We start from the raw sequence: 9962 nt of genomic DNA on the forward strand, positions 1-9962 counted from the left end.
AAAGCCGGTCCTGCACGTTCGAAGAACTGCAAGAGCGTATCGCGCCGAAAGGTCGCCTTCTGGATCGGCATTCCGGCGGCGTCGAGCCCAACGACGTGGAAAAGGTTCTTGCCAATGTCGATCCCAAACACCGTTGCCGGCCTGGGCTTGTTCCGTGTCCTCATTGCTTCCTCCTTTCAAAAGCCAACTCAGTCTGACTGAGAGGACGGGGCGGGTCATCCCATTAGTGGTGACGCCCGCGGGGAAGCGGAAAGCTGTCGCTCATCTGGTGGATGCCCATGGGATGAGCGAACGGCGGGCGTGTAAAGCCATCGGCTGCTGCCGCATGACCATGAGATACCGGACGACCCAGGCTGACGATACCAGCCTTCGCCAACGCATGAGGGCGATCGCCCAGGAGCGCCGCCGCTTCGGCTATCGGCGGCTACATGTTCTGCTCAGGCGGGAGGGTTATCTGATCAACCATAAAAAGCTGTTCCGGCTCTATCGGGAGGAGAAGCTAACGGTGCGCCGCCGTGGTGGGCGCAAGCGGGCGATCGGGACCAGGGCGCCGATGCTGGTTCCGATGACGCCGAACGACCGGTGGTCGCTCGACTTTGTGTCGGACCAACTGACCTGCGGCCGCCGCTTCCGGATCCTGACCGTCGTCGATGATTGTACCCGCGAGTGCCTGGCGCTGGTGGCCGACACCTCGCTCTCCGGCATTCGCGTGGCGCGGGAACTGGACCGGCTGATGATCGAGCGCGGCAAGCCCAGGATGGTGGTCAGCGATAACGGCAGCGAACTCACAAGCAACGCCATCCTGGTGTGGGCCGCCCAAAGCCGTGTCGAATGGCACTACATCGCGCCGGGCAAACCCATGCAGAACGCCTTCATCGAGAGCTTCAACGGCCGGCTGCGGGATGAGCTGTTGAACGAGACGTTGTTCACGTCACTGGCACAAGCCCGCGTCATACTTGGATGCTGGCAGGCCGATTACAACGACACAAGACCACACTCGCAGCTCGGATGGAGAACCCCGTCAGAGTTCGCGATGACCTGCCACCCGCGCCGGGATCTGGCGTTGCGTTATGCCGAAGGCTCCGCGCCAGCTCCCGTCGCTGCCACCGCCCAACCGGGCAAATTCAACGGCACGGGCGAACTCAGGACTGGATAAAACCTGGGGGCAAGGTCACCGTGGTTCTGAACAGCCGACCTAATCCCATCACTGACGCTGATCACTCGCGTTTTCTTCTTCCGCCATTTCCCAAGCGCGCCGACGACAGGTAGTGGAGACCCCTGCGGGACGACTAACAAATCGTGTTTGTCGTTTACATAAACATCGAACATGTTTGTCCTTTGACTTGAAACTCAAGACACGTCCTTGCCCACGCATGGCATGATCAGGCTGGACGCATGTTGGTCAAAGACGTTTACGATTCGTCAATGCGCACGGGTTCCGCGAACATCTGTAAGCGTCACATATATAATAAGAACGTCCGGCTTTCGCCGGACGTCGCTTCGTGTGCTATTTCGGACTGTCGTCAGCGTGGACGATCAATCGCCACCCGATTGATCGATCCTTGCGCTGGCGTGTGCGCATGATGTCCTGGTGGCGGCATAACGTGGCTTGCTGCGGTATCGATCTCGCGGTGACAACCGATGTATCGGTAAATGCCCCCATAAGGAGCCGCCGCTCCTGGCCCGTGATCCTGATCAAAAGCCTCGAGGGTCGATTGTTGCAGATAATTTCCGTTCTTGTAGGTGGCCATTCGCACTCTTCCAATCGGCCAATTTACCGCCGCTAGCCGATTTTGTTTACGCCTTCACCCGTGGCGCGGGACAGACCTGAACTATCGTGCACCAGTTCAGACGCCTCGATCGCGTCTGAACTGGTGCACGTCGGAAAAGTGTCTCCGCAGCAACGTACGTCACCCTTCCGTCGAACCTTAGATTAAACTTGGGATCGTGTTTGCATCATGCGATGTTTGATCGCTTTGTGCAGCATTTGTGCGTGTCCGCCAGAGGGGCGGCCATGCTCCATGCCGCTTCAGATAAAAGCGTGTGCCATTGTGAGCGTTACGAAGCAGGCGTTTCATGGGGCGCCTGCACGGATCACGGTATGGACTTCGTGCATTCATAGAGCATCGATCGCAGGATTTGTGCGTGAAGCTCGATAAATTGCACGAAAATTATCTAGCTTGTCGCTAGTCTAGCGCTTCAATGCTGTCTCAGAATTCGGCTGATTGCGGCCGCAATCAATAAGGGCGGAGGCCCATGGTTGGTTTTGTATTCTTGCCTTTGAAGAAATGGTTGGGCGAACACTTCATGCGTCACCTTCTGATCATTGCGTTCGTGCTTTCCGGCGTTATCGGCTTTGGATCTCGGTCGATGGCCGCCCAGCGCGATCGTTCGGCACACGTGCGGCCGCTGGGTCCGCCGGACCTTTATTGCCTACAAGGATATAGCTGGGGCTATCCGGGCAATTGCCAATTCTCCAGCTATCGGCAATGTATGGACACCGCATCCGGAACATACGCGTATTGCGGCATCAATCCAATGTACGCTTTCAAGCTTGGACTGCCGCCAAGTTGAGGTCCTGGTCCACGACTTACGGGCGGCCTTTAAATCGGTCAGCTTACGAAGAAGTGCAATCCGGACGAGCTCGCAGTTCCGGGCCGTACTTACGCCTCTTATGCCGCTAGAATTTATGAGACCAGCCCGAGAGCTGGAGGCAATCGAACTATGCCTCGCCGAGGCAAAACGAAATGCAAACAGATATGAAATAACAGCCCCAGTGTAGTGGCGACACCATGCGTCGATAACGCACGTGTTGTGTCCGTGTCCATTCCAGGCGGCACGCTTGCGCGCGTTAGCCGCACCGTCGTCTAAATTTCCGCCTCGAGAGATATTCCGATGGAACCCTCCCCCACGGTCTCGCTAAGGTAGGCGCAGGCAGCGAAGCTCGCCAGCGCCGCCCGGCCTGATGCGGAGGTTGGCCGCTCCGAGCACGTGCCGTCATCCACAATGCGCAGAGCTCATGAGGCCGACGTCGGTACGTGCGAGCAGGGTCGAGAAATAAGCCGATCCATTGGCTTGAACCCTAGATAGCGCTCACGTTTATAAACCATTCAGCCGGGATGGCGAGGCCATCCGGTGTTCCGGTCCCTCCAAGCGGGCGGCCGTTATCGGGGCCAAGGTCCAACCGCTGGCGAGCAAACCATTGTATTCTGCCAACATGGGGCTGTATTAGATCAATGCTGGCTTTTCCGCCCTAATGTACTACAACAATTTCCAACATAGAGAAAGCGAGCCATGAAGATTAGTCGCGTCGCCGCGATGATCGAGGCGCAGCCGGCCTCGTTTGCGGCTTGGCGCAAACAGAAACAGGAGGTGTCGCGTGGCTGAGCCGCGTACCGTCGCCATCGTAGGCGGGGGCGTCATCGGCGTGAGTTGCGCGCTCATGCTGGCGCGGGAAGGGCACCGCGTCACGGTGATCGAGGAGGGGCGCGTCGGCCATGGCTGCTCTTGGGGCAACGGCGCCCAATACAATGCGGGATCGGCTCTGCCCATGGCTCATCCCGGTGTCATGTGGCGTGCGCTACGCTGGTTCGCTGATGCTGACGGCCCAGTGCGCCTCGCTCCGCGTGAGTTACCCCGCACACTCCCATGGCTGGTCCGCTTCCTGCGCACTGGACGCCCACAGGCCTGGGAAGCGGCGTACACGGCGTTGCACGCCCTCAACCAACCGTGTGCCGCTCTCTATCGCGATATGCTCGGGGACAACGATTGGAGACGATTGTTTCGGCCGAGCGGTGCCCTCCACGTGTGGCGCGATGCATCACCCAGCGCGCTGGATAAGCGGGCCAGCAGTCTGCGGACAAGGCATGGCGTGGCTTTCGAGAGGCTGAGGGCCGAACAGCTGCGCGAGTTGGAGCCGGCGTTGTCGCATGACTACCAGCGTGGGATCTTCTTTCCAGGCAGCGGTTATGTGACTTCACCTCCGGCGCTGGTGGAGGGACTGATGAATCGAGCCGTTGCGCTTGGCGTTTCAATTCGGACGGCGCGAGTTGAGGCTATCGAGCCCGGCACAGAAGGTCTAACGCTGCAGACGAGCACCGGATCGCATCGCTGCGACACAGCGGTTATTGCAGCGGGTTTCGCCAGCCGCGATCTCGCACGCTCCCTCGGAATCTTGCTGCCGCTCGCCAGCGAGCGTGGCTATCACATCACGATGCCCGGCATTTCCGGTGCCATCAGCCGGCCTGTGACCGATGCAGCCTCCGCCTTCGTTGCCACGCCGCTCCAGGAGGGGCTGCGGATCGTGGGTATCGCCGAATTCGATGCGCCCCATGCGCCCCGTGATCCGAAGCAGAACAAGAAATTGCAGGCGTATGCCCGCGCAATGCTGCCCGACATATCCATCAGCCAGGTAACTGACTGGATGGGCGTAAGACCATCGACGCCGGACAGCCTCCCGATCATCGGTCCCCATCCGAGGCACGCCGCCATCCTGTTCGCTACTGGCCATGGTCACATGGGCATCAGCGGAGCCCCCATGACCGCGGCCATCATCTCCGACCTCGTCGCGGGCCGCGCGCCCCGAATTTCAAACGAGCCCTATCGGCTGCGATGAAGCCGGTAGGCCGTTCAAGTTTGATCTTGCGTCGCTCAGAAGAAATGATATGGTTCAATTGTAAATTGACATAGCACAATAGAAGGCAGTCCCAATGAACCGTTGGACAGGTGCGATTATCGCCGCTGTTATTGGTGCGGCCACGCTATTCGGGCCGGCCTCCGTGCCGGCGCGAGCCGAAGACCCCTCCTTGGTGCTCGACCGCATCAAGGCGAGCGGCAAGCTGAAATTCCCAGTGATGGTCGCGGAGGAGCCGGGATACATCAAAGACCCGCGCACCGGCCAATGGAGCGGCTTTTTCGTAGATTGGGGCAAGGACATCGCCGGCTTGCTCGGCGTTCAGATCGAGTATTACGAGACGACCTGGGGCAACCTCGCCGCAGACTTCCAGGCCGCTAAGATTGACCTCGCGGTGGCCCTGAATCCCAATCCTCGTCGCGGGCTCGTTATCGACTATGTGCCGGGCGCCATTGTCGAGGGCGTTTGGGCGCTCGTCGCCCGTCCTGGCTTTGCGCCCAAGACCTGGCGCGAGATGGACAAGAAGGAAGTGCGCGTCGCCGTACAGAAGGGCGGCACAATGCAAGTCATCGCCGAATCCGTGATCCCGAACTCCACCATCGTCGTGGTGCCCACGCGCGACCAAGCAGTGCTGGAAATGCAGTCGGGCAAGGTTGACGCGATGATCATTGCCGACCAGGACGCCGCACTCCTCGACTCCAAGGGCGTCGGCAAGGCCGTGGTGCCCATGCCGGTCCTGCGCAACCCGGCGACGATCGGCATCCGCCGCGAAGCTGGCAATGAGGGGTTCTCCAACTTCCTCGCCAACTGGATGTCGCAACAGAACTCGCTGGGTCTCGCCTGCTCGCGCATCACCCGCTACATGCTCGAGCGCGGCATCGACATGAAGGTTGTTCCTCAGTCCGGCAAGTACTGCTGACCGCCATGCGTACGAGCCATCTCTTCACTGTCGTCGACAGTCACACCGCGGGTCATCCCACTCGCACGGTTACGGCGGGCATTCCTCCGCTGCGCGGGCAGAGCGTGCGCGAGCAGCGAGATGATTTCCGCAACACGCACGATGGCTTGAGAACGCTACTGCTCCATGAGCCGCGGGGGCATGCCGCGATGGCGGCGGCAGTGCCCGTGCCTTCCCGCGAGGCGGACCAGGGGCTGTTCTTCATCTTCTCTTATGTCTACGCCGACATGTGCGGCCATGCCACCATCGGCTACATCGCCAGTCTCGCTGCTATGGGAGCCCTGCCGAAGGGCTTTGAGCAAAGCGGCATGTCGATCGAGACTCCCGCGGGTATCGTCCATGTGACCGGCACGTTCGAGGCTGGCCGGCTGACTTCTGTTCTGTTGCGCAACGTACCCTCATTTGTTCTCGCCTCCGACATCATCTCGGAGGTTGAAGGGCTCGGTGCGGTGACCTGCGACATTGCTTATAGCGGTATCACATATGCGCTCGTCGATGCTGACCAAATCGATCTTCCCTTCGACATTGCACATGCCAGCAGGTGGTGTGGCGCGGGCGTTGCCATCAAGGAAGCGCTAAACTCCGGCAGCACCGTTCCTCAGGTCGACAGCGTGCTTTTTTATCATTCTGTCGAAGGCGGCGCCCGGCATCTGGTCATTTTGGCAGGCAACAAGTTCGACCGTTCGCCCTGTGGGACCGGCACGTCCGCCCGGCTCGCGCAGCTCAACGCCCGAGGGCAGCTCGCTGTGGGCGCCTCGTACCGGGCCGAAAACATCCTGGGCGTGCCCTTTGAAAGCAGGATAGCAGGCTTGACCAAGGCTGGTGACGGCATGCCCGCCATCATTCCGGAGGTGCGGGGCATGGCTCATGTCACGGCCTTTTCCACCCTTGTTCTGGAAACAGACGATCCGCTGCCCGCCGGCTTCCTTCCCAATTGACGGAGAGAAAGCCATGAAATTCGATCCGTCCGTCGTCTTCGCAAATTGGGACATTCTAGCCTACGGCCTGCTCGTCACTGTCAAATACACGATTTACACCTGCGCCATCGGGCTCGCGATGGGCCTTTTTGTGGCGCTGCTTCAGCTCACCCCTTGGCCGCTCGTGCGCTGGACCGGTCGAATCTGGGTCGAGTTCTTCCGTAACATCCCCCTGCTGGTCCTGCTGATGTGGACCTATTATGCGCTGCCAATCTTTCTTCAGATCCAGATCGGCAAAGAGACTGCGGGCATCCTTGGTCTCGGTTTCTATGCCAGCGGCTTCTATGCCGAGATCCTGCGCGCCGGAGTCCAGTCTATCGACCGCGGCCAGACTGATGCCGCCGTTGCGTTGGGCATGGGCTACGTGCAGCGCATGAAGCGGATTATCTTGCCGCAGGCACTGCGCCGTATGGTGCCGCCATTGATGGGCCAGACCATCATGCAGCTCAAAAACACGACGCTTCTGTCAGTGCTGACCATTCCTGATCTGCTCTATCAGGCGGGCTACATTGCGAGTTTCACCTATCGGCCGATGGAGGTCTACACCGTCATCGGCGGCGTCTTCATCCTCATGCTGTTTCCGCTCAGCGCTCTTTCGCGCCGGTTCGAACGCAAGGAGGCGGCGTGATGACCGCAACATCGACCGAAATCGTACTGAGCGTACGCGGCATCGAGAAGTCCTACGGGAATAATCATGTGCTACGTGGCGTAGACCTTGATGTCCATCGCGGAGAGGTGGTCTGCCTAATCGGCGCGAGCGGTTCGGGCAAGACGTCGCTGCTGCGTTGCATGAACCTGTTGATGGAGCCAGACCAGGGCGAGATCATCATCGAGGGCGCACCTCTTTTCCGCAGCGCCGGGGCCGAGCGGCTCAAGCTCTCCGGCAGGCAGGTCAGCGCCGTCCGCATCAAGACCGGCATGGTGTTTCAGAGCTTTAATCTGTTTCCCCACCGCACGGCTCTGGAGAACATTATCGAAGCCCCACTGGTGGTGAAGAAAATGCCCCGCGGCCAAGCCGAGGCGAGGGCGCGCGAGCTCCTCACCCGCATGGGTCTTCCCGACGCCGGGCATAAATACCCCTCCCAGTTGTCTGGCGGCCAGCAGCAGCGGGTCGCGATCGCGCGTGCGCTCGCCATGCAGCCCGTCATCATGTTGTTCGACGAGCCGACGTCGGCGCTGGATCCGGAACTGGTGGGCGAAGTGCTCGCCGCGATCCGCCAGCTCGCCGCCGAGGGCATGACCATGGTCATCGTTACGCACGAGATCGGTTTTGCCTATGAGTTGGCCGATCGGGTGGTCTTCATGGACGAAGGGGTTGTTGCTGCGAGCGGCGCTCCCCGTGAGCTCCTGCTGTCGAAGGCCAATCCGCGGCTCGCCGCTTTCGTCGGACGCTTCACCGAACAGGCTCGTCTTCTCGGTCCGCTCGCTGAACCGGCAGCCGTACCTCTCACCACATCTTCCAACCAGGGATAATAGTTCATGGCCGATACAAAGTGGGGCGGTATCTTCCCCGTTCTCGTCACTCCCTTCGGAGCCGATGGCTCCATCAATGAGTCTCGCTACAAGACGCTCATCGACGACGCCATCGCCAATGGCGCACAGGGCGTCGTGGCGGCGGGCAGCACCGGCGAATTCTATGCGCTTGCCAAGGCTGAGCGTGCGCGCCTCTACAAGTTGACGGTGGACCACGTGGCTGGCCGCGTCCCCGTCCTGGCAGGCGTTGCCGACCTGCGTGTCGAAGATGTACTGGAAGCGTGTCAGTCAGCCGTCGCGGCGGGCTGCGCGGGCGGCATGATCCTTCCACCTATCTATGCCATGCCGAGCCCGCGTGAGATCGTGGCCTTCTTCGAGCATATTTCCCGCAATACCTCGCTGCCGTTGATGCTCTACAACAGCCCGCGCCGCGCGGGCGTCGACATCACCCCGGCTCTTGTGCAGCAGCTCTCTGCCCTGCCAACCGTAGTCGCCATCAAGGACAGCTCCGGCGTCATCACTCAGGTCAGCGAGCTCGTCCAGCGCGTGGGCGATAGACTTCGCGTCTTCGTCGGTTACGAGACCATGATCGTTCCGGCCCGCGCCGTTGGCGCCCATGGGGTGGTCGCCATGGCACACCAAATCGCCGGGCCCTTGATCCGCGATTACTGGGACAAGGCACTCACTGGCGACAAGATGTTGGATGGCCTCGGCCGTGACGTCTTCGCTTTCTATCGTTGCTTCCAGTCCGGCTCCTACTACGCGGCCATCAAAGAGACAATGAGCCAGCTTGGCCGGGACGCGGGCAGCCCGCGCCTGCCGCTGCTGCCGCTGGCAGACGAACAGAAAGCGGCCATTGCCAAGGTCATCGCCGATGCCGGTCTTGCCCGCTGGGGCAAGGCTTAAGGAGCGGCAACATGCGGAGCCGTCCGATCATTCAAGAGATCTACAGTTCCTGGTGAAGCCCACTACGGAAGGCGCGGGTTTTCCGATGGAGATAGCCAGCGGCTCAAGGCAGTAATTGGCATGCACAGCTGGTAGCCGCACCAATATCAACGACCCGCGCCGACACAAGGGCCTGTCCAATCGGGACTCCGCCTGCTGGCATCTGAGCGCACTTTCCAAGGTATAGAAAATGTATACGAAACTTGCACTCCTCATCGATGGCGAATGGATCCCGGAAACTGGTGCTGGGAGTGAAATCGTTCTCAATCCTGCCACCGAACAGCCTCTCGGCACGCTGCCGCACGCCGGAAAGGCAGAGCTTGACCGCGCACTCGCGGCAGCAAGTCGGGCCTTTGAGAGCTGGAAGCGCACCTCACCTTACGAACGTGGGCAGATCTTGCGCCGCGCCGCTGACCTGATGCGCGAGCGTCTGGAGCACATCGCCACCGTGCTAACCCTGGAGGAAGGTAAGACGCTGGCGGAAGCGAAAGGCGAGATCACGGCCGCGGCAGAGTTTTTTGACTGGTTCGCAGAAGAGGGGCGGCGCACTTATGGTCGTGTTATTCCCGCGCGCCTGCCCGATATGCGTCAGACGGTCACACAGGAGCCCGTTGGCCCTGTCGCGTGCTTCACCCCGTGGAACTTCCCGGCCGTGACGCCCGCGCGCAAGATCGCCCCAGCTCTTGCCGCTGGCTGCACCTGCATCATCAAGCCGGCCGAGGAAACGCCGGGCACCACGCTAGAACTGGCACGGGCACTAACCGATGCAGGACTACCCAAGGGCGTGTTGAACGTGGTCTTCGGCGTACCGGCAGACGTCTCCGAGTACCTCATTCGCTCGCCTGTGATCCGGAAGATCTCCTTCACCGGATCGACCCCGGTGGGACGTCATCTTGCTCGCTTGGCAGGAGAGACGCTGACGCTCGCCACCATGGAGCTCGGCGGCCATGCGCCTGTTATAGTCGCAAAAGATGCC

At 60.6% G+C, this 9962-nt stretch carries 9 protein-coding genes and 2 pseudogenes; 9 read left to right on the forward strand and 2 right to left on the reverse strand.

Translation table 11 applies throughout. The annotated features are described in order from the left end of the window. Window positions 1-164, reverse strand: a pseudogene (locus tag QRQ56_RS39040) (IS110 family transposase); the annotation flags it as partial. 62 nt (window positions 165-226) lie between these two features. Here QRQ56_RS39040 and QRQ56_RS39045 point away from each other — a divergent pair. Beyond that, a pseudogene (locus tag QRQ56_RS39045) lies at window positions 227-1156 on the forward strand (IS3 family transposase); the annotation flags it as partial. 367 nt (window positions 1157-1523) lie between these two features. Here QRQ56_RS39045 and QRQ56_RS39050 read toward each other — a convergent pair. Then, window positions 1524-1751 (reverse strand): hypothetical protein, encoded by a 228-nt coding sequence (locus QRQ56_RS39050; protein WP_438747098.1) that lies wholly within the window; start codon window positions 1749-1751, stop codon window positions 1524-1526. 619 nt (window positions 1752-2370) lie between these two features. Here QRQ56_RS39050 and QRQ56_RS39055 point away from each other — a divergent pair. The 8 genes from QRQ56_RS39055 to QRQ56_RS39090 all read left to right on the forward strand — a co-directional run. Next, window positions 2371-2574, forward strand: coding sequence for a DUF3551 domain-containing protein (locus QRQ56_RS39055; RefSeq protein WP_438747097.1), 204 nt, complete (start codon window positions 2371-2373; stop codon window positions 2572-2574). An 805-nt stretch (window positions 2575-3379) separates the two neighbouring features. Further along, window positions 3380-4615, forward strand: a complete 1236-nt coding sequence (locus QRQ56_RS39060; protein ID WP_438747089.1) for an NAD(P)/FAD-dependent oxidoreductase — start codon at window positions 3380-3382, stop codon at window positions 4613-4615. A 94-nt stretch (window positions 4616-4709) separates the two neighbouring features. Beyond that, complete coding sequence (locus tag QRQ56_RS39065) at window positions 4710-5552, forward strand: transporter substrate-binding domain-containing protein (protein ID WP_438747090.1); 843 nt, start codon at window positions 4710-4712, stop codon at window positions 5550-5552. 5 nt (window positions 5553-5557) lie between these two features. Continuing rightward, complete coding sequence (locus QRQ56_RS39070; RefSeq protein WP_438747091.1) at window positions 5558-6529, forward strand: proline racemase family protein; 972 nt, start codon at window positions 5558-5560, stop codon at window positions 6527-6529. A 13-nt stretch (window positions 6530-6542) separates the two neighbouring features. Continuing rightward, window positions 6543-7196 carry an amino acid ABC transporter permease gene (locus tag QRQ56_RS39075; protein WP_438747092.1) on the forward strand — a complete coding sequence of 218 codons (654 nt, stop codon included), beginning with the start codon at window positions 6543-6545 and terminating at the stop codon, window positions 7194-7196. Then, window positions 7196-8041 carry an amino acid ABC transporter ATP-binding protein gene (locus QRQ56_RS39080; protein WP_438747094.1) on the forward strand — a complete coding sequence of 282 codons (846 nt, stop codon included), beginning with the start codon at window positions 7196-7198 and terminating at the stop codon, window positions 8039-8041. The genes QRQ56_RS39075 and QRQ56_RS39080 overlap by 1 nt, the downstream gene beginning before the upstream one ends. A 6-nt stretch (window positions 8042-8047) precedes the next feature. Continuing rightward, the gene (locus QRQ56_RS39085) at window positions 8048-8947 is read left to right on the forward strand and encodes a dihydrodipicolinate synthase family protein (RefSeq protein ID WP_438747095.1); all 900 of its coding nucleotides are present in this window, start codon (window positions 8048-8050) and stop codon (window positions 8945-8947) included. 229 nt (window positions 8948-9176) lie between these two features. After that, the coding region (locus QRQ56_RS39090; RefSeq protein ID WP_438747096.1) for an aldehyde dehydrogenase family protein at window positions 9177-9962 on the forward strand (786 nt) is incomplete at its 3' end.

Origin of the sequence: Bradyrhizobium sp. U531, from assembly GCF_051710265.1 — a bacterium.
GTDB lineage: Bacteria > Pseudomonadota > Alphaproteobacteria > Rhizobiales > Xanthobacteraceae > Bradyrhizobium.

Excerpts from the sequence above, each read along its gene's own strand:
- QRQ56_RS39050 (WP_438747098.1), bottom strand. The coding sequence starts at position 1,751 with ATGGCCACCTACAAGAACGGAAATTATCTGCAACAATCGACCCTCGAG.
- QRQ56_RS39055 (WP_438747097.1), top strand. The coding sequence starts at position 2,371 with ATGGCCGCCCAGCGCGATCGTTCGGCACACGTGCGGCCGCTGGGTCCG.
- QRQ56_RS39065 (WP_438747090.1), top strand. The coding sequence starts at position 4,710 with ATGAACCGTTGGACAGGTGCGATTATCGCCGCTGTTATTGGTGCGGCC.
- QRQ56_RS39070 (WP_438747091.1), top strand. The coding sequence starts at position 5,558 with ATGCGTACGAGCCATCTCTTCACTGTCGTCGACAGTCACACCGCGGGT.
- QRQ56_RS39075 (WP_438747092.1), top strand. The coding sequence starts at position 6,543 with ATGAAATTCGATCCGTCCGTCGTCTTCGCAAATTGGGACATTCTAGCC.
- QRQ56_RS39080 (WP_438747094.1), top strand. The coding sequence starts at position 7,196 with ATGACCGCAACATCGACCGAAATCGTACTGAGCGTACGCGGCATCGAG.
- QRQ56_RS39085 (WP_438747095.1), top strand. The coding sequence starts at position 8,048 with ATGGCCGATACAAAGTGGGGCGGTATCTTCCCCGTTCTCGTCACTCCC.